General features: G+C 64.5%; 16 protein-coding genes. 3 read left to right on the top strand and 13 right to left on the bottom strand.

The window, feature by feature from the left end:
* The first annotated feature begins 34 nt into the window (after window positions 1-34).
* A complete protein-coding gene (locus KOM00_RS00580) occupies window positions 35-1,903 on the top strand; it encodes a tetratricopeptide repeat protein (RefSeq protein ID WP_216496893.1) in 1,869 nt (622 codons plus the stop codon).
* Between the two features lie 77 nt (window positions 1,904-1,980).
* On the opposite strand, the gene KOM00_RS00585 is transcribed toward KOM00_RS00580, so the two are convergent.
* Window positions 1,981-2,436: a DNA-binding protein gene (locus KOM00_RS00585; RefSeq protein ID WP_216496894.1), complete on the bottom strand. Its 456-nt coding sequence runs from the start codon at window positions 2,434-2,436 to the stop codon at window positions 1,981-1,983.
* Window positions 2,437-2,735: 299 nt separating this feature from the next.
* Between KOM00_RS00585 and KOM00_RS00590 the strand changes: the two genes are divergently transcribed.
* A complete protein-coding gene (locus KOM00_RS00590; RefSeq protein ID WP_216496895.1) occupies window positions 2,736-3,740 on the top strand; it encodes an SDR family oxidoreductase in 1,005 nt (334 codons plus the stop codon).
* A gap of 107 nt (window positions 3,741-3,847) precedes the next feature.
* Here KOM00_RS00590 and KOM00_RS00595 read toward each other — a convergent pair whose 3' ends face one another.
* Window positions 3,848-4,585 (bottom strand): PleD family two-component system response regulator, encoded by a 738-nt coding sequence (locus KOM00_RS00595; RefSeq protein ID WP_216496896.1) that lies wholly within the window; start codon window positions 4,583-4,585, stop codon window positions 3,848-3,850.
* A gap of 309 nt (window positions 4,586-4,894) precedes the next feature.
* On the opposite strand from KOM00_RS00595, the gene KOM00_RS00600 reads away from it, so the two are divergent.
* Window positions 4,895-6,001, top strand: coding sequence for a DUF362 domain-containing protein (locus tag KOM00_RS00600; protein WP_216496897.1), 1,107 nt, complete (start codon window positions 4,895-4,897; stop codon window positions 5,999-6,001).
* Between the two features lie 66 nt (window positions 6,002-6,067).
* On the opposite strand, the gene KOM00_RS00605 is transcribed toward KOM00_RS00600, so the two are convergent.
* From KOM00_RS00605 to KOM00_RS00655, 11 genes are all read right to left on the bottom strand, one after another.
* Window positions 6,068-7,684 (bottom strand): hypothetical protein, encoded by a 1,617-nt coding sequence (locus KOM00_RS00605; RefSeq protein ID WP_216496898.1) that lies wholly within the window; start codon window positions 7,682-7,684, stop codon window positions 6,068-6,070.
* 64 nt (window positions 7,685-7,748) lie between these two features.
* The gene (locus KOM00_RS00610; protein WP_216496899.1) at window positions 7,749-9,119 is read right to left on the bottom strand and encodes a sigma-54-dependent transcriptional regulator; all 1,371 of its coding nucleotides are present in this window, start codon (window positions 9,117-9,119) and stop codon (window positions 7,749-7,751) included.
* 80 nt (window positions 9,120-9,199) lie between these two features.
* On the bottom strand, window positions 9,200-10,681 hold the full coding sequence (locus KOM00_RS00615; protein ID WP_239027582.1) for a HAMP domain-containing sensor histidine kinase: 1,482 nt from the start codon (window positions 10,679-10,681) through the stop codon (window positions 9,200-9,202).
* Window positions 10,682-10,767: 86 nt separating this feature from the next.
* Window positions 10,768-11,391 (bottom strand): type II secretion system protein, encoded by a 624-nt coding sequence (locus tag KOM00_RS00620; RefSeq protein WP_236026662.1) that lies wholly within the window; start codon window positions 11,389-11,391, stop codon window positions 10,768-10,770.
* Entirely contained in the window at window positions 11,391-12,323 is a 933-nt protein-coding gene (locus tag KOM00_RS00625; protein ID WP_216496901.1) for a transketolase family protein, read from the bottom strand. Before KOM00_RS00625 ends, KOM00_RS00620 begins: the two co-directional genes overlap by 1 nt.
* A 156-nt stretch (window positions 12,324-12,479) precedes the next feature.
* Window positions 12,480-13,304 (bottom strand): transketolase, encoded by an 825-nt coding sequence (locus KOM00_RS00630; protein ID WP_216496902.1) that lies wholly within the window; start codon window positions 13,302-13,304, stop codon window positions 12,480-12,482.
* 22 nt (window positions 13,305-13,326) lie between these two features.
* Window positions 13,327-13,809 carry a hypothetical protein gene (locus KOM00_RS00635; protein ID WP_216496903.1) on the bottom strand — a complete coding sequence of 161 codons (483 nt, stop codon included), beginning with the start codon at window positions 13,807-13,809 and terminating at the stop codon, window positions 13,327-13,329.
* Window positions 13,810-13,917: 108 nt separating this feature from the next.
* The gene (locus KOM00_RS00640; RefSeq protein WP_216496904.1) at window positions 13,918-16,359 is read right to left on the bottom strand and encodes a homocysteine S-methyltransferase family protein; all 2,442 of its coding nucleotides are present in this window, start codon (window positions 16,357-16,359) and stop codon (window positions 13,918-13,920) included.
* Between the two features lie 301 nt (window positions 16,360-16,660).
* A complete protein-coding gene (locus tag KOM00_RS00645; RefSeq protein ID WP_216496905.1) occupies window positions 16,661-17,251 on the bottom strand; it encodes a GerMN domain-containing protein in 591 nt (196 codons plus the stop codon).
* A complete protein-coding gene (murI, locus tag KOM00_RS00650; RefSeq protein ID WP_216496906.1) occupies window positions 17,235-18,074 on the bottom strand; it encodes a glutamate racemase in 840 nt (279 codons plus the stop codon). Before murI ends, KOM00_RS00645 begins: the two co-directional genes overlap by 17 nt.
* 263 nt (window positions 18,075-18,337) lie before the next feature.
* Window positions 18,338-19,015, bottom strand: coding sequence for a DUF554 domain-containing protein (locus tag KOM00_RS00655; RefSeq protein WP_236026663.1), 678 nt, complete (start codon window positions 19,013-19,015; stop codon window positions 18,338-18,340).
* Window positions 19,016-19,293: the final 278 nt, after the last annotated feature.

Here is a 19,293-nt window from a genome sequence, read left to right on the forward strand (position 1 = left end):
CGCAACGTCGGCCCCTTGACGTTTCAGGTGTGCCATGAACCATACACTGACAAGCCGGACCTTACGGTCCGGCATCGTCCTGCTCGCCTGCCTTTCCATGGGCTTCACCTGGGGAGGCAAGGACAAGTGCACGGAAGCACGTGAAGCCGTGGAGAAAGTAGCACCGGAAACCCCGTCGGCCGACCGGGCCGAGACGGAGAAAAAGGTCCAGGCGCTTTGCCGCGACGGAGGAGCGGCGCTGTACCTGAAGGCGGTGTCCCTCGAGGTACAGGGGAAGACCGATGAGGCGATGGCAGCCTACCGCGACGCCCTAGCCCAAGATCCCCAGCTCCTCCAGGCTCGCGGACGCCTCGGGCTTTTGCTTCTGGCCAAGGGAAACCGCGAGGAGGCCTCCGTCCCGCTGTTTCAGGCGGCCAGGCAGTCGGGCGACCCGCGTTACGCCCGCGCCCTTGCCGATATCTTCCTCGAAGGAAAACTGTACGCGCTGGCCCTGAATCAGTACCGGCTGGCCCAGCCCGCCTTCGCCAACGACGTCAACCTCTTCCTCGGGCTCGCCCGCAGCTACGCTGGCCTGGGCGAGCAGCAGCACGCGCTGGAGTCGCTGCAGGAAGCCCTCCGACTGGACCCCTCAAACGCCACGGTCCACCTCGAGCTCGCCGCGCTGTACCAGGACCGGAACCGGTACGACCAGGCGGCGGCACACCTGCGCCAGGCCATCAGCGCTGCTCCCGGCAACGCCAACGCCCATTTCAGGCTGGCGCAGCTCCTGGAGGTGATGGGCAAACGCAAGGAGGCCGAGAAGGAATACACACTCGCGGGGGTGCAGCGGGCGGTCACCGTGGCCGACCACCTGAAGCGGGGGGCGAAATACGAGGAAACCGGCGAGTTCGCCCTGGCCGCCGCCGAGTACGGTTCCCTGCTGGTGAAGAACCCGGATACACGTGGGGTGCGCGAAAAGCTCGGAGACGCCCATCTTGCCGCCGGGCACGACGCCGAGGCCATCGCGGCGTACGAAGACGCCCTGCAGATGAAGGAGGATTCCGCCCGCCTTCGCTACCACCTGGGCACCCTCTACGAGCGCAAGGGGGACCTCGACGAGGCGGTGCGGAATTTCACCGCTGCCCTGAAGCTCGACCCCTCCAACAGCGAACCCCGCAGGCGGCTCGCCGACATCCACGCCCTGCGGGGCGATCTCGATGAGGCCGTCGCCTCGTACCGGGAGCTCGTCTCGCAGCAGGCCGACAACCCCCTCAACTACCTGAAGCTGGCCCGCCTGCTGGAAAAGCAGAGAGCTTACCGGGACGCTGCGTCAGCCTACGACCAGGCGCTGAGGCTGGATCCCTCCAACAGCGAGGCCCATCGCAGCATCGCCCTGTTGTACCTGCGCCTGAAACAGCCCGATCCGGCCGAGAAGCACCTGCGCGAGGTCCTAACGCTCGACCCCGGGAACTCGCAGGCAAGAGACACCCTCATCTCCCTCTTCGTCAAGCAGAAGCGTTACGACGACGTCACCACGCTCCTGGAAGAGGCCGCGCAACTCAACCCGCAGAGCGCGGACAGCCAATACCGCCTCGGTGTCATCTACGCGTTCAAACGGGAGGACGAGAAGGCGCTACGTCAGTTCGAGGCGGCGCTCAAGCTGAAGCCGGACCACGCCCGGGCACTGAACGCGATGGGGAAACTGTACCTGAAGGAGGGAAACCGGGAGAAGGCGCGGGAGGCGTTCGCCGCTGCCAGGAAATCCGACCCCGACATGCTGGAACCGGTCGAACTCTGGAACAAACTGAGTGCCGAGACGAAGCACCATGTGAAAAGGCAGAAGTCCCGGCCTAGCAAACCGGCGAAGACGAAAAAGGCGGGTAATAAAAATAAACGGAACAAGAGGAAGGGCGCCAAGCGGTAGCGGGCGGCCGCCTCAGCGGACATTAAAAAGGAGGCGCAACTTCACGCGCCTCCTTCCGACACTCCTTGCGGCTCCCCTTACCTGCGCCACCCGGCCCACACCGGGACACCCGCCTGGTCGCGCAACTGCAGCACCGCGTCCCCTTTTTTGACTTCCGCAGCGATGATGGCGGGCTTTCCGTCGAAGGTCACCCGTGCCCCCTTTACCTCCACCCTGTCCCCCTTCTCGATCCTGGTGTCGAGGCGTTCCAGGAACCAGGCCGGGCCAAGGTGAACCGGGATGGTCTCCTGCCCGGTTCTCAGCAGAAGGTGCACGCCGTTGCCCGGCCCCTTCCTGGCCGACATCAGCTCAACCTTGGCCACCTCCCCGCTCACCGTCTCAACCTTGGCCGGGTCGTAGAGCCGCTGGTAGGCACCTTTCATGCCCCATCCACCACTGCCGCGCCACCCCTGCCAGGGAGCTCCCCACGCCGACGCGGCGAATGCCACGGCAAGCAGAGATGCCACAACGATGGAGATCATTCTTCTTTTCATAAGAACCTCCTTGTGTGAGATTTATGAAGGATACCACGAAGCGGCAATACCGCTTCAAGCTGCAGCCCAAAGCCGGACCGGAGGGGCACACGTGAGCACGCACCTGATGGAACAACTCCTAACCGGTAGTGCAGCATCTCAAGCAGCCCCCCCACCCCTCTCGCGGGATTTTCCTTCCGGTTTACGGCCCCCCAGAGGTTAATGCTTTCATATCTGGTATCCTAATGGGCGTTGCCCCGTGGGGATCATGACTTTTCTGCGGGTGACGGTACGATTCAGAACCGGGCAGGAGGTCACAGATGAACGGAACTTCAGGCAGGGTCGTCGTCATCACCGGCGCTTCGGCCGGGCTAGGGCGCGCCACGGCACGGGCCTTTGCCCGCGAGGGGGCGCACATTGGGCTGTTCGCCAGGAACCGCGAGCGGCTGGAGGCGGCCAGGGAGGAGGTGGAGCGCCTTGGGGGAAAGGCGTTGGTGCTGGTGGGGGACGTGGCCGACGCGCGGCGCGTCGAGGAGGCGGCGGACGAGGTGGAGCGGGAGTTCGGCCCCATCGACGTCTGGGTGAACAACGCCATGACCTCGGTCTTCTCCTCCTTCAAGGAGATGACTGCGGAGGAGTTCAGGCGGGTGACCGAGGTGACCTACCTCGGGGCGGTGCACGGCACCATGGCGGCACTGAAACGGATGCTGCCGCGCAACCGGGGTATGGTGATCCAGGTGGGCTCGGCGCTGTCGGATCGCAGCATACCGCTGCAGTCGGCCTACTGCGGCGCCAAGCACGGCATGAGGGGCTTCACCGACTCGATCCGCTGCGAACTGATCCATGAGAAAAGCCGGGTGCACCTGACCATGGTGCAACTCCCGGCGATGAACACCCCGCAGTTCGACTGGGTCGAGTCGCGCCTCCCCAACCGGCCGCAGCCGGTCCCTCCCATCTACCAGCCGGAGGTGGCCGCCGATACCATCGTCTGGGCATCGCACCGCAGGCGCCGGGAAATTTACGTCGGGCTGCCCACGCTCAAGGCGATGTGGGGCAACAAGGTCGCCCGTGGCCTGCTCGACCTCTACCTCGGCCTCACCGGGTACAAGTCGCAGCAGACCGACGAACCGGAGCGGCCCGACCGCGCCGCCAACCTTTGGGAAAGCGTGCCCGGCCCCTACGGCGCGCACGGGCGTTTCGACGCCCGATCCAAGGGGTTCAGCACCCAGGTCTGGCTCTCGCAGCGCAAGTGGGGCCTGGGGGCCCTGGTCGCCGGCACCATCGCGGCCGCCGCGGTTTTCTCCGCGGCTAGACGGAAAGGGTAAGTGATACCTCGCCAACTGCCCCTCTCCCGGAGGACGAGGGGAAAGACCGGAAGGGAGGGATCATAATGCGAAAGGGGGGGCGGCTGCTGCCGTCCCCCCTTCTTGCGTCATTCCTTGTGCTTCTTGAAGTAGGCCAGGAACTCCTGGCGCGTGAGCCACGTCTTGCGCACCAGGTGCTCGATGCTGCGGCTCATGGCCAGGCGTTCGCCGTCCTTCATCTCCCCCTTGAGCAGCACGAAGAACGGGATGTTCCGCGTCTGCGGGTAGAGCCGGAAACGCTCCAGGAGCTCGAACGCGGCCTGGTCCGGGAGCATCAGCGCGCAGAACATCATGTAGGGATGCACTATGGTGCCCAGGGCCACCGCCTCCTTGGCGGTGTAGGCGTTCACCACCTCGAAGCCGAGCTTCGTGATGGCGTGCTGCACCTGCTCCTCCCCCTTGCGGGTCACCAGCATCACCTGCAGGTCGTAGTCGTCCGACTCGTCGGTGAGCCCCAGTTGCTTCAGCTTCCTGGTCATGTAGGGCGTGTCGATGGGGAGGGTGAAAAAGCCCGCCACCGGGAAGACGGCGCCGACTTGGCCGATCTCGCTCAGGTACATGGGGAGGATCGGGATCTCCCGGGTCGCCTGGTTCTCCTTCAGGGCCAGCAGCACCCCCCAGCCGTCGTCGGACCAGGGGGAAAGATCCAAAAGGATCGCCCGCGGGGTGCACCCGGAGAGCTCGGACACCTTGGCCGTCCTGGCGCGGTGCCCCCCTTCGGCGAGGTAGCTACAGACGATGGCGCCGCGCTCCACCCTCTCGCCCAGTCCCATGATCCAGAGTTCTCGCTCGTCACATTCGATCATCGGTGCTCCTTTATCGTTCCCGCCGTTGCGCTCCCGCTGCCTCTGTCAGGGCGGGCGGGACAGCTCCGGGGGTCGAATTTTTAATGGTTTGCAGCGCGCGCCGCCACGGAACCGACTGACGGCCACCAGCCGTAATGCCGCTCCCACAGCGTAGTTTCGATCCATTCCCCGCAGAGTACACTGAGAATTTTTAATAAATAACATATTTTACCCGCAGAGCAAGAAAAAGTTGCGAGCTGTTGAATTGGCCGGCGATATATGATACCAATCGCTGGTCGTCTGTCAGGCATGCCTATAGGAGGGGAAGCTATGAGGAGCAAGGTGTTTTTTGCGGATATGAGGGCGGGGGCCAAGGAAAATCTGTTCGGCAAGATCGGCCGGCTGATGCAGCAGGCCGGATTGGCGCAGAGCGTCGCGCCCGGGGACCTGGTCGCCGTGAAGGTCCACTTCGGCGAGCGGGGCAACCACACCTTCATCCGTCCGATATTCCTGCGCCGCGTGGTGGACGAGATCAAGGCGTTGGAGGGGAAACCGTTTCTGACCGATTCCTCCACCCTCTACCCCGGCGAGCGCAAGGAGGCGGTCTCCGCCCTGGCCTGCGCCGTGGAAAACGGCTTCGCCTACGCCGTCGTGAACGCGCCGCTCATCATGTGCGACGGCCTGAAGGGGCATAATGCCAAGGATATACAGGTGGACGGCGAGATACTGAAGACGGTCAACATCGGCGCTGAGATCCTCGAAGCGGACGCGCTCATCGCGGTTTCGCATTTCAAGTGCCACGAACTGACCGGGTTCGGCGGGACCCTGAAGAACCTCGGGATGGGGTGCTCGAGCCGCACAGGGAAGATGCAGCAGCACTCCACGGTGGCGCCCAAGGTGGCGGAGCGGTTCTGCAACGGCTGCAGCGTCTGCCTGAAGTCCTGCGCCCATGCCGCAATCGCCATCATCGAAGGGAAGGCCCAGATCGACCCCGCCGCCTGCGTGGGGTGCAGCCGCTGCATCACCGCGTGCCAGAGGAAGGCGATCAACATCCAGTGGAACGAGAGCGCGTCGCTGGTCATGCGCAAGATGGCCGAATACGCCAAGGGGGCCCTTTACGGGAAGCAGGGAAAGACCCTCTTTTTGAACTTCATCACCCAGGTCTCCCCCGCCTGCGACTGCTACGGGCACGCCGACGCCCCCATCGTCAACGACATAGGCATCTGCGCCTCGGCCGACCCGGTGGCGCTGGACCAGGCCTGCGCCGACCTGGTCAACAACGCCCGCGGCAACCAGGAGACCGCGCTCGCCAGCGGCCACGAGCCAGGCGGCGACAAGTTCCGCGGCGTCCACCCGGAGATCGATTGGGAAGTGCAGTTGGAGCACGCCGAAAAGATCGGGATCGGGACCAGGGGCTACGAGCTGGTCAGAATCTGAGTAACAGGTTGAGGTTACGGTTGAGGTTGAGGAATTTCTTAACCTTAACCTCAGCCTAAACCTGTCTTACAAGAAGCTCCCCCCATCCAGCGAGATCAGCAGGGAGAAATCGTTCTCCCTGCGGTCCTCGGTCAGGTTGTTCACTTCGTTGTACTCGCCTTTCACAGCCAGGCTTGGCTGCCGGCTCCAGTTGAAGAACCGCGCCAGGGGATAAACGGCCTTCAACTTGGCCCCGAACGTCTCCTTGCCGGTGCCCGGCACCCCGGTGCACTCCCGTTTGTACCCCCCCTTGATCTCGTAGTCGACCCTTTTCTCGAGCAGCTTCCCGGACACTCCCAGGTTCAGCGCGTACTGGTCGGTGCGCTGCGCCGCGTTGAAGTCCGTGATCCTCTTCAAGGAGAGGTCCGGAAGGAGCGTAAAGCTCCCCGCCGAGAACCTGGGCAGGAAGCCGAGGCTGGTCGTGGCCAGCTCCCGCTGCTGCCGCAGACGGTCGATACGCTGCGACATCCCCCCGCGCACCCCCAAATCCCAGCTACCCGCCAGGTAGTTCAGCTGCCCCGAAACCGCGTCCTCCGCCACGTCCTTGGGCAGCGTGCCGAGCGGCTCCCTGCCGCTGTCGATAACGGTTTTGCGGTACTGCAGCGCCAGGGGCAACATCTTCACCCCCCGGAAGCGGTAGCCGAAGACACCCTCGTAGCGGTTCGCCCTGGGTGCGAGCGGGTTGTTCTCGACGTTGTCGTTGTAGCGCGAAAGCTTCACGTCGAAGGCGTGCAAAGCCAGGACGGTCTCCACGCCGAAGCTTCCCCCTTCCCTGTCGCGCGGGGGACCGGCGCTCATGAGCAGGTACCTGGGGCCGGTCCGCTCGTAGAGCGCGGTGTAGCGGCTGGGGCCCCACCCCCCCGAGAGTTTGAGCCGGTAGGCGGTGTCGCGCATGGGCGAAGTCAGGTCGGAGGTGCTGGCATCGTAGCTCGAACAATCGTACTCCGCCTCGGCCGCAACCAGCCCCTTCAGTGGCTTCAGCTGCGCCACGAAGCCGGCCACGTCACCCCGCCTCGCGCCCGCCGCGGGCCAGCGCCCCTCCCGGTCCAGGGACTTGCGGCCGGAAAGCAGGATGGTCTTGAAGCTGGCGCTCTCGTCCAGAAGCGACAGCTCGCCGGTTGCCCCCACCAGGGTATCGTCCGCCCCCTCCCCGTGCGCGTCCGAGGTCGCAAAGGTCTCCAGGGTGGCCCGGTTGCCGAAGCTCCCGGTGAGGAATGAGAAGCGTCCGCCCCGCCCCCGCACCTCCTGCAGCGTGTTCCTGGTCTGCTTCAGCTGCAGGTCGCCCATCTCGACCAAAAGCTTGTAGCCGCTGCCGCCGTACTCGCCTCGCTGCAGCACGAAGGCGGGGACCCCGCTCCCGGGCTCCTTAGGGTACTCCGCCCGGAATTCGGTGCGAGAGCCGGGAGCGACGGGGGACGGTGCATCCAGGCGAAGCCCCGGCAGTTGCAGGGGGAAGATGTCAGGTTGGGCAGGGAGAGACGTAGCGGACGCGGCGGGCGGGCCGGGCTCGGGATACGAGGCGCCGGCGGGGGGAGGTGCCGCGGCGAAAAGCGCCGCCAGCAACAGGCACGGAACGAAGGACGCCCCGGCAGAGGATCTGCCAGGGCGAGGTATCAAGCTGTGGGTCGTCGATTCAAGCGGCATCCGGCGCACCTGGTGCTGCGGTCCGTTACCCGCGAGGGTGCAGTGGAACCTCCCGGGTGCTCTCCTACTTCAGGAAACCGAATTTCTTCATGCGGTAGCGGAACGCATCGATGCCGAGGTTCAGCTTCTTGGCGGCCTTGGACTGGTTCCAGTCGGTCATCTCCAGGGACTGCTTGATCAGCTCGCGCTCCACCTCCTCGATGTCGATCCCCTCGGGGGGGAGCTTGAAGGTGGTAAGCGGCACGGTGGCCTGCGAGGCCTTGGCCACGATCTCGAGCGGCAGGTTCTCGAGAAGCAGGTTTTCGTCGTTGCCCAGGATGATGGCGCGCTCGATGACGTTCTTGAGCTCGCGGATGTTGCCGGGCCAGTTGTACTCGACCAGGAGCTTCTCCGCCATGCTGGAGATCCCCTTGGTCGGCTTGTTGAACTCCCTCGAGAAGACCTCGATGAAGTGGTTGGCCAGCACCAGGATGTCCTCCTTGCGCTCTCGCAGGGCGGGGAGGAAGATCGGGATGACCTGGAGCCGGTAGTACAGGTCGTTTCTGAAGGACTTGTCCTCGATCGCCTTAATCAGGTCCTTGTTGGTCGCGGAGATGATCCTGACGTCGACGGGGATCACCTTGGCGCCGCCGATGCGACGGAAGGTGCGGTCCTCGAGGAAACGCAGCAGCTTGGCCTGCATGCCGATCTCCATGTCCCCGATTTCGTCCAGGAACACGGTGCCGCCGTCGGCCAACTCGAAGAGCCCCTTCTTGGAGGTCTTGGCGTCGGTGAAGGCCCCCTTCTCGTGACCGAAGAGCTCGCTCTCCAAGAGGGTGGAGGGAACGGCGGCGCAGTTGATGGCGACGAAAGGCTTGTCGGCACGGGCGGATTCGTAGTGGATGTACTTCGCCACCAGTTCCTTGCCGGTACCCGACTCCCCCTGCACCAGGACGGTTGTGGCGTCGCTCTTTGCCACCTTGGCCATCATCTCCAGCACGTTTTTCATGTGCTTGGAGCTCCCCAGGATCTTGGGCGGTCCCTGCTTCTTGTGCTCGCTGCGAAGCTGCACCACCTCGCGGCGCAGCTCGGAGGTCTCCAGGGCCTTCCTGACCACCAGCGCCATCTCGTCCAGGTTGAAGGGCTTGTTGATGTAGTCGTAGGCCCCGTGGCGCATGGTGTTCACCGCAGTCTCCAGGCCTCCCTGGGCGGTCACCATGATCACCAGGATCTCTTCGTCGATCTCCTTGAGTCGCTGCAAAACCTCAAGGCCGTTGATGCCGGGGAGATGGTAGTCCAGCAGCACCAGTTCGGGCTGCTCTTCCCGGGCGATCCTGAGCGCGTCCTCGCCCGTCCCGGCGGTGCATACCTCGTACCCCTGCTTCTTGAGGTTCTGCTCCAGGGACCAGCGGATCAGGTGCTCATCGTCGACGACCATTATTTTTGCTCTGCGCATGGCGGCTCCTTAGGATGTGGTGCCGGGCTTGCTGGCCCGGAGTGGTCGGGGTCTGCCGTACTGCTTTCTGCTGCGATCGCTCAACTGATTATGCCGGTGCTCAAATGTGCCCGTTCCAGCTCCTCCTGGCTCGGGCAATACGCCGGGAGCTCAACCGAGAAGGTAGTGCCGACGCCATCCTGGCTGACGCAGGAGAGGCGCCCCCCGTGCTGCTCGATGAGCCGGTGGCTGATAGCCAGGCCAAGTCCGGTGCCCTGGGCCTTGGTGGTGAAGAACGGAGTGAAGATCTTTTCCAGGATCTGCGGCGGGATCCCAGGGCCGGTGTCGGTCACCCGCACCCGCACCATGTCCATGCCGTCGACGTTGGCCAGCGTGCTGGCCACGGTGAGGGTCCCCCCCGACTGCATCGCCTGCACCGCGTTCAGGAACAGGTTCAGGAACACCTGCTGGATCTGCTTGGGGTCGACGTAGACCGGAGGGAGGTCCTCGGCGAGCTCCAGCTTCTTCTCGATGTTCTTGCCGCCTCGGTGCTGCGAGGCGAAGATCAGGATCTTCTTCAGCGCGCTGTTGATGTCGGTGCAGGTGGGCTCGGCCACGGTGGGCTTGCCGAAGAAGAGGAGGTCGTTGACCGTCTTGTCCAGCCGCGAGATCTGCTCCAGCACCTCCCCGATGATCAGGGCGCGCCCGTCCTCGGGCGAGAAGTCGTCCTTCAGGACGGTGATGGCGGCGGCGATCCCGGTGAGCGGGTTCTTGATCTCGTGGGCGATGCCGGCGGCCATCTCGCCCACCGAGGCCAGACGGTCGGCACGCTCCATCTGCTGGTAGTGGTAGGTCTCCAGCTCCTTCTTGGCCCGGTCCAGCCGGTCCACCATGGAGTCGAAGGAGACGATCAGGCGGCCGATCTCGTCCTTCCCTTCCGGGGTCATGCGCACGGAGAGGTCTCCCGCCTCCACCCGGGCCATGTTCTTGGCCAGCTGGTTCAGCGGCTTCTTCACGAACTTCAGCATGACCAGCGAGATGGCAAGCGACAGGAAGCCGATGATGGCGACGGTGGACATGACGAAGAGCTTGGTCAGCTCGACGATGCGCCGCCTGGTCTCCACGAGCGAATAGTTGACGTTCAACAGGCCGATGATCCTGCTCTTGGCACCGTGGCACAGGTTGCATTGGCGGTTGTTGTAGATCGGCTTCACCATGCCGAGCACCTCGCCGTACCCGTCCAGGGTGAAGACCCCCTCGCGCTTGTTGTCCAGGAATAGTTTGAAGTCGTGCTGGTCCACGACGCGCCCGACCTCGGAGGCCTGGGAGGACTTCAGGATGACGCCGTGGGGATGGAAGATGCGCACGCCCACCAGGTTTTCGCTCTGCCCCACCATCTCCAGGATCACCTTCACGTCTTCGGTGTTGCCGTGGCGCATGGAGTTGTACAGGGAGCGTTCGATGGTGTCGAGCAAAAGCTCGCTCGATTCACGGGCGGAGTTGACGAGCTGCATCTGTTCGCGCCGCAGCGTCAGGAAGGCGAAGGTCCCGATGCCGAACACGAGCAGGCAGATGGAAAGCACGATAACCCGCGATGTGAGACTCTTGAAAATCAGGGTGCCTCCGGTTTCGGGCGCTGTCCCCCCTCCCGGGAGGGGCCATCTGCAGCCTAGGGGGTGGTGGAACTACTCTTGTTGGTACTCGGGGTCGGGCTGCTGCTCGGATTCAGCCCCGTTATTGCCCCACCGGTTGCGGTAACCGGCGGAACGCGGTCGTACACGAACTCCCACTCGCTGTACTTTGTCTTCTTCTCAAAGTCGGCGGGGGGGAGATCGAAGGGGAAGTTCCCCTGCTTGATCGGGACCTGCTCGCTCTTCGACTTGACCCCGACGAGCTTGCCGTCCTTCCTGATCACGTCCCATTCCTTGAGGGTTATTGGGTCGACCAGGGCGTAGGGGCGCAGGTAGCGCAACTTGCCGGGGGTGTTCGGGTCCTGGAGCAGCGATTTCAGCTCGGGAGGGCCCGCCACCGCCGGCGGCGCGGCGTTGACGTTGCCGGTATTGCCGGGAACCTGGTTCGACACCAGTTTCCCGTCGATGACCCTGACCTTGTACCACCTGCGCAGGGCGTCCCGGATCTGGGTGCCACGGGAGATCAGTTCTTCCTCCCGCTCGCGCTTCATGGCGGTACTCCAGACCACCGCCGCCTGGCTGGCCATGATCCCGACGATCACGGCCATGACCAGGGCACCGATATAGGTGAAGCCACCCGTGGACCGGAGTACCCTTGGCATCATTTCTTCCTCGAAACGATCTCCCTGGCCTCTTCGATGAGGGTTTCGGCATTGAGCCCAAAATACTTGAGCAGTTCGTCGGACTTACCGGAGGTGCCGAAGCGGTCGTACACGCCGACCCGCTTCATCAGGGTTGGGCAGGCCTCGCCCAGGTACTCGGCGACTGCGCCGCCAAGGCCGCCCACCACGGAGTGCTCCTCGGCGGTGACGATGGCGCCGGTCTCCTGGGCCGCCTGCAGCACCAGCTCCTTGTCCAGCGGCTTGATGGTGCCGATGTGCAGCACCCGGGCGGAGATCCCCTCGGCCTTGAGCTTCTCGGCGGCGGTAACCGCGGCGGCGGTCATGAGACCGGTGGTGATGAAGGTGAGGTCGGTGCCGGGCACCACGACCACACCCTTGCCGATCTCGAACTTGTGCCCTGCCGGGAACACGCTGGGAACCTTGTTGCGCCCCAGGCGCACGTAGACCGGCCCCTTGTAGGCGGCGACGGCGCGGATGGCCCCCTTGGTCTCTTCGCCGTCGGCCGGTACGATGACGGTCATGTTGGGGATGGCGCGCATGATGGCCACGTCCTCCACCGACTGGTGCGAGCCCCCGTCCTCACCGACGGTGACCCCGCCGTGGGTGGCGACGATCTTCACGTTGGCCTTCGGGTAGGCGACCGACTGGCGGATCTGCTCCCAGCCGCGGCCGGCGGCGAAGATGGCGAAGGTGGAGAGGAAGGGAACCTTCCCCACCGCGGCAAGCCCTGCGGCCGTGCCCACCATGTTGGCCTCGGCGATCCCCATGTTGAAGAAGCGGTTCGGGAATTTCTTCGCGAATACGCCGGTCTTGGTGGACCCGGAGAGGTCCGCGTCCAGCACCACTATCTTATCGTTCTCGCCCCCCAGCTCGGCCAGCGCCTCGCCGTAAGCGTCCCTCGTTGCGATCATAATTAGTCCCTTTCTGTATGTGTCCGTCCACGTTCCTTCCCCCGGAGGGGGAGGGTCAGGGAGGGGGTAGAATGGCTTTCCAGCTACGGCTTTCCCCCTTCCGGCCTCCCCCTCCGGGGGGATGGGAATTCGGGGAAGCGCCGGAAGCCAACGGTTCTAGTCGCAGCACCCCAGGCACCTGAGCGCCTCGGGAAGCTCCTCGTCGTTCGGGGTGACGCCGTGGTAGGATGCCTTGTTCTCGAACAGGTGCACCCCCTTGCCCTTCACCGTCTTGGCGACGATGGCGGTGGGTGCCCCCTTGTGCGCCTCGGCCTGGTCCAGGGCGGCCACGATCTGCCCCATGTCGTGCCCGTCGATCTCGATCGCGTTCCAGCCGAAGGCCTTGAACTTGTCGGAGATGGAGGAGACGTTCATGACCTTGGAGACGTCGCCGTCGATCTGCAGGCCGTTGGAGTCGATCAGGGCGCAGAGGTTGTCGCTCTTGTAGTGGGCGGCGGCCATGGCGGCCTCCCAGATCTGCCCTTCCTGCAGCTCGCCGTCGCCGAGCACCGCGTAGACCCGGTTCTCCTTGCCGTCCAGCTTGAGCCCCAGCGCCATGCCGTTGGCCATGGAAAGCCCCTGCCCGAGGCTCCCGGTGCAGACGTCGACCCCCGGGGTTCCCTTGCTGTCCGGGTGCCCCTGCAGATGGCTCCCCAGGCGGCGCAGCATCATCAGGTCCTCGGCGGGGAAGTAGCCGCACTCGGCGAGGGTCACGTAGAGCGCCGGTGCCGCGTGCCCCTTGCTGAGCACGAAGCGGTCCCTGCCGTCCCAGGCGGGCTCCGCCGGGTTGTGGCGCATCTTGTGGAAGTACAGTGCGCACACCATGTCGATGGCGGAAAGCGAGCCGCCGGTGTGGCCCGACTGCGACTTGTGCAGCGTCTTCACGATCGCGACGCGCAGGCGCCTCGCCTTTTCTTCCAGATCTGCAATCTTTTCTTTCACGAAGGTTCCTTTCAGGCTGGCTTTATTTGTCCTCGCCCGTGATCAGGTAATCGAGGATCACCTCATCCAGGCTACGATGGGCTGGAGATGTCGGGGGTACGGCGGGGGTCGGCTGCGCCGGTGCCTCCTGCCGCGGGGGGCGCGCCGGTGCGGGCTGCGCGGGGGCGACCTGCGGCGCGGGGGGTGCCGGGGGTGGTTCGACAGCGGGACTCTGCTCTTCGGCCGCGGTCGCCGGCACGCCGCCGGGGAAGATGCGGGCATCGAACTCGCCGTTTTTCAGGCGGCGCATCATGTCCTTGTGCTGCTCTTTCATGATCGATTCGACCACCAGCTCCAGCTGCTCCACCTTGATGATGTCGGCATAGCTGGTCTTGGCGGACGCGAGGATGACCCCGCCGCGGTAAAGCAAGGTGATGATGTGGGGATTGGCGACTCCGCTGTCCTCGGTCTGGACGTGGAACAATTCCCCTTTGTATCTGATGTTGTGGTTGAAACCAAGGACCATGCCTTACCTCTACGCCAAATGGCGGACCCGTCGCAAATTAGCACAGCGGGAGCGGCGTTGCAAGCGATATTCGGGGCGATGCCGGCTCCCGTCACCGCAAAAAAGCGTTTATTTTGCCAGCAGTTCCTTGATGCGGGCCACCGCCTCCATGGCGTCCTTGGCGTAGAGGTCCGCGCCGATCTCGTCGGCGTACTGCTGGGTAACCACGGCGCCCCCCACCATGGTGAAGCTCTTCACCCCTTCCGACTTCAAAAGGGTCACCACCTTGTCCATCTGGGCCATGGTGGTGGTCATCAGCGCGGAGAGCCCCACCGCGTCCACCTGGTGGCTGCGCGCCGCGTCCAGGATCTTCGCTGCCGGGACGTTCTTGCCGAGGTCGATCACCTCGAAGCCGTTGTTCTCCAGAAGCGTCACCAGGATGTTCTTGCCGATGTCGTGGATGTCCCCCTCGACGGTGGCCATGAGGATCTTCCCTGCGCTTTCCAGAGCGCCGCTGGAGAGCTCCTGCTTCAGCCGGGCGAAGGCCGCCTTCATGGTGTCGGCGGAGACCATCACCTGCGGCAGGAAGAAGGAGCCGTTGCCGAAGCGTCTCCCGACCTCGTCAAGGCCGACGAGGAGCGCCTCCGAGCTGATCTGCATCGGCGAGAGCCCCTCGGCGAGGGCCTCCTCCACCAGCGGGACCACGGCTTCCAGCTCGCCGTTTATGACCGCCTTGGCCAGCCGCCCCCGTATCCCTTCCGGCCCGGCGGCCTCAGCGGCGGGCGCCGCGGCCCCGGCGGCAGCCGCAGGCTGCACGGTGGCGCCGACGGACTGTCCGCGGTAGGCGTCGATGTAGCCGGCGGCGTTCACGTCCTTGCCCAAAAGCACCATGGCGCTTCTCCAGGCGGACATCATGGGGGCCTCCTTCACGTTCACGATGGCGGAGGTGAGACCGGCAGCCATGACCATGGAGAAGAAGGTGGACGAGATGAGCGGGCGGCAGGGGAGCCCGAAGGAGATGTTGGATACGCCGAGGGTGGTGTTGAGCCCGATCTCGGTCACCCGGCGCACCGCCTCCAGGGCGACCAGCGCCCCCTTCGGCTCCGCGCTCACGGTGAGGGTGAGGCAGTCGACCACGAGGTCGCTGCGCTTGATTCCCGCCGCGGCGGCGCGCTCGGCGATCTTCTGGGCCACGGCGACCCTCCCCTCGGCCTCGGCCGGGATGCCGGCGTCGTCCAGGGTGAGGCAGACCAGGGCCGCGCCGTACTTCCTGGCGAGCGGCAGCACCGCGGCCAGGCTCTTCTCCTCGCCGTTCACCGAGTTGATGAGCACCTTGCCGTCGGCGGACTTAAGCCCCGCTTCCAGCGCATCCACCGAGGAGGAGTCGAGCACCAGCGGGGTCTGCACCGCGCCGGTGACGCAGAATACGGCGCGCTCCATGGCGGCGGGCTCGTCGATGCCGGGGGTCCCCACGTTCACGTCGAGCAGCGTCGCGCCCAGTTCGGTCTGCTCCAGGGCCTCGCGCCTGATGTAGCTCACCTTCCCTTCACGCAGCTCCTGCGAATAGAGCTTCTTGCCGGTCGGGTTGATGCGCTCGCCGATCAGGGCCACCGGGTGCTTCTTGCCGATGGGGGCGAAGGAGCCGCGGCTGGAGATCCAGGTGGTGCCGTCGTCTTCCCTGGGGATGAACGGGGTCTGCTTCCCGGAGAGTGCCACCTTGATGGCGGAGATGTGCGCCGGGGTGGTGCCGCAGCAACCGCCGATGACCCGCACGCCCAGGCCGATCATCCGGTCATGGTAGGCGGTCATCTCGTCGGGGGTGCCGGGGAAGATGGTAACGCCGTCCTTGAGGACGGGGAGCCCGGCGTTGGCCTGGGAGATGAGCGGCAGACCGCTCACTTTCCTCATGGCGCAGAGGATGTCGTAGATGCCGTCCACGCCCAGGCCGCAGTTGGAGCCGACGATGGAGGCACCCGCAGCCTCGAGGGTGATGGCCGCGGCCTCCGGGGGCGACCCCAGCACGCTTCTCCCCTTCTCCTCGAAGGTGAGCATGGCGATGACCGGAATGTCGGCGGAAAGCTCGCGGATAGCGATGAGCGCCGCGCGGATCTCCTTGATGTCGAGGAAGGTTTCCAGCGAGATGACGTCGCAGCCGGCGTCGATCAGGGCCTTGGCCTGCTCGCTAAAGAGCGCGTGGGCCTCGTCGAAGCTCATGTCCCCGACCGGCTCCACGAAGCGTCCGGTCGGCCCGATCGAGCCCGCCACGTAGGCGTCGTCCCCTGCCACCTCGCGGGCGATGCGGACCGCCTCGGCGTTGATCCGGGCCACCTGGTCCCCCAGGCCGTAGTGCTCGAGCTTCGCCTTGGTGCCGCCGAAGGTGTTGGTGACGATGATGTCGGCGCCCGCCTCCAGGTAGGCGCGGTGCACCCCCGCCACAACCTCGGGGGCGGTCAGGTTCATCTCCTCGGGCGACTGTCCCGCCTTCAGCCCGCGCTCCTGCAGCATGGTTCCCATGGCGCCGTCCAAAACCAGCACCCGCTCCTTAACCGCCTGCATAAACGGCATCTTCATCGGTCACCCCTGAAAAGGAAATTTGAAAATCGGAAAAAAACGCTAACGACACAGGACACCAGGGAGATCATCTCCCACATCTGGCCACATCCCCTCTCCCCCCGGGAGAGGGTCAGGGTGAGGGAGTTGCCAAAGGCTAAATGACCGCAGCCGGCAAGCCCTCACCCGCCCTTCGGGCACCCTCTCCCAGAGGGAGAGGGAACCAGCGTATCACCGCCTTTTCCTCCGTGCCCTCAATGGATCCCCGTCCTTCAATGGACGTTCGTGTCCTCTGTGGCCCTTCGTGCTCTCGCTTTTGGTTTTACTGTTTTTCCGGCGCCGCAGGCGCCTCTTTCTTCTCCAGCGTGAAGTCGGCCGGGATGGGCGCGGAAAGGTCGAGGTGCCCCTTCAGCTCCTTGACCGGCACGCCGTCGACCAGGAACTGCACCGCTTTCACCTGCGGGAAGTTGGCGACGACGGTGTCGACCACGGAGTAGACGGCGCTCATCTCGGCGGAACTCCCCTCGGGGAGGCTCTCCACCAGCGCTTTGGAGAAATTCACCTGCACCACGTCCCCCTTCAACTGGGCCCCGAGCACCCGCGCGTTGTGCGGCAGGGTGGGCGCCAGGTCTCCCAGCGGCCCGACCACCAGCTCATCCACCACGCTGGCTATCATGTCATCGGTGGTATCCTCCACCGCGATCTCGCGCCCTTCCCGCGCCAGCGACGAACCGTCCTGGCTGGAGAAGAACAGGGTCACCACCCGGGTGTCGACCTGTTCGGCCGGCGCGGCGGGCGGCGTCACCTTGGTCGCCGTCTGGTATTTCCTGAAGACCATGCCCCCCACGACCACCGCAAAGACCAGGAAGGCGATCAGCAGGACCCCCTTGGCCCTGTTACTCCGTCTCTTCACCGTCCCCTCCTTCCTGCAGATCCTGCTCCAGGCTCACCTGGTAGACGTCCCCCAGCTCGCCGCCGAGGAAACGGTTGCCGACCCTGATGAAACCGGCCGGGATGTCGGTGACGTAGTAGTGGTGATTGCCCCGCTCGTTCACCGGGCGCAAAAGCCCCTCTTCGGTGAGGATCTGCGCCACGGTGCGGGCGGTTTCGGCCGCGGAGTCGACCAGGGTCACCTCCGGCCCCATTACCTGCGCGATCACTTCCTTGAGGATGGGATAGTGGGTGCAGCCGAGCACCAGGGTGTCCACCCCCTGCGCCTTCAGGTCCTCGAGGTAGATGCGCGCTGTCATCCTGGTCACCTCGTTGTCCACCCACCCCTCCTCGGCAAGGGGGACGAAGAGCGGGCAGGCGCGGTTCACCACCTCGATGTCCGGGTTGATCCTCTTGATCGCCTTGGTGTAGGCGGAGGAGGCCACGGTGGCGGCGGTGCCGATGACGCCTACCTTGCCGGTCCTGGTCGCCGCGGCCGCGGCGCGGGCGCCCGGCTCGATCACCCCCACGATGGGGATGTCGAACTCCTGCTGCAGCGCAGAGAGCGCCACGGCGGAAGCGGTGTTGCAGGCGACAACGAGGAGCTTGATGTCGCGGTTCATCAGGTAGCGGGCGATCTGGCGCGAGTAGCGGATCACCGTTTCCGGCGACTTGGTGCCGTAGGGGACCCGGGCGGTATCCCCGAGGTAGATGGTGTCCTCCTGGGGGAGCGTCTGCAGCACTTCCTTGAGAACGGTCAAGCCCCCCACGCCGGAGTCGAATATCCCGATTGCTTTCCAGGCCAAAGTTCTTTTCTCCAATACTTGTTGATGCGACTCTGCGCCGGACTCAAAAGGAGTTACGCAAGGTACCCGAAGAAGAGCGCGCGAGGTACGCGAAGCGAGCTTCGAGGTTCGACGCTTCAAGCTTTCTTCGCATGCGTCGCGGCTGCTTGAACGTCCCCCGCGTAACGGCTTTAGCTTCAAGACCGGCGCCCGCCCACCCGAGCGCGGGGCGCAAAGGTGGGAAGCACTGCATGTTATTAAATTCTCAAATGGAATGTCAAGGTTTACGACACGAAGAGCATCACCAGGGGAGGCGCCAGGAACACGGCGGGAAGCAGGTTCCCCACAGGGACCCTCTTGACGCCGAGCATGTCGAGGCCGATGGCGAGGATCAAAAGCCCCCCGACCGCATTCATCTCCTGGACCACGACCGGGGTGAGGATCTGCTGGGCCAGGGTGGCGGAGAGGGTGATGGCGCCCTGGTAGGCGAAAAGAGGAAGCGCCGAGAAGAGCACGCCGGCCCCCAGGGTGGAGGCGAGCGCCACCGAGGCGATGCCGTCCAGGGCCGCCTTGGCATAGAGGATGTCCGGGCGGGAGCCGAGACCGTCCTGGAGCGCCCCCATGATGGCCATGGCCCCGACGCAGTAGAGCAGGCTCGCGGTGACGAAGCCTTCGGCTATCCGGCCGCTCCCCTTGAAGCGGTCGCCGATCCAGTTGCCGAGCGCCTCCAGGCGCGCCTCGATGCCGAGCAACTCGCCGATGATCCCCCCGCCGATAAGCGAGCCAATAATAATCATCGGCTGCTGACTCTTGAAAGCGAGCTGGATGCCGATAAGTAGTACGGCAAGGCCGAGCCCGGCCATGACGGTGCCCCGCACCTTGCTGGAGATGAGGTGCCCCGCCTTGAGGCCGAGGGCACTGCCGATAACGATTGCCGCCGCGTTTACCGCCGTTCCTTGCATGATCATCGGGCAAAGATAGGAATTTCTCCCCGCTAAGGCAAGCAAAACCTTATCCGGATGGTAGCCTTTCTGGTTTGGGGAAAGTATACAAAAATATAACATGATTCCAGGATTGACATTCGAAGGGGAATCTGTTTTTATATGCCTCCCTTTGAATACACGATTAAACCCTCAAAACTTAAAAGGAAATTGGTTTTACCAATATAGCCAGGGGTGTTTTAAAACGGCAATAAAATTTCCATCATTTGTTTTAGTCTCGGTAAAAAAATACCCCCACT

It is taken from the genome of Geomonas diazotrophica (genome assembly GCF_018919385.1).
Taxonomy (GTDB): Bacteria; Desulfobacterota; Desulfuromonadia; order Geobacterales; family Geobacteraceae; genus Geomonas; species Geomonas diazotrophica.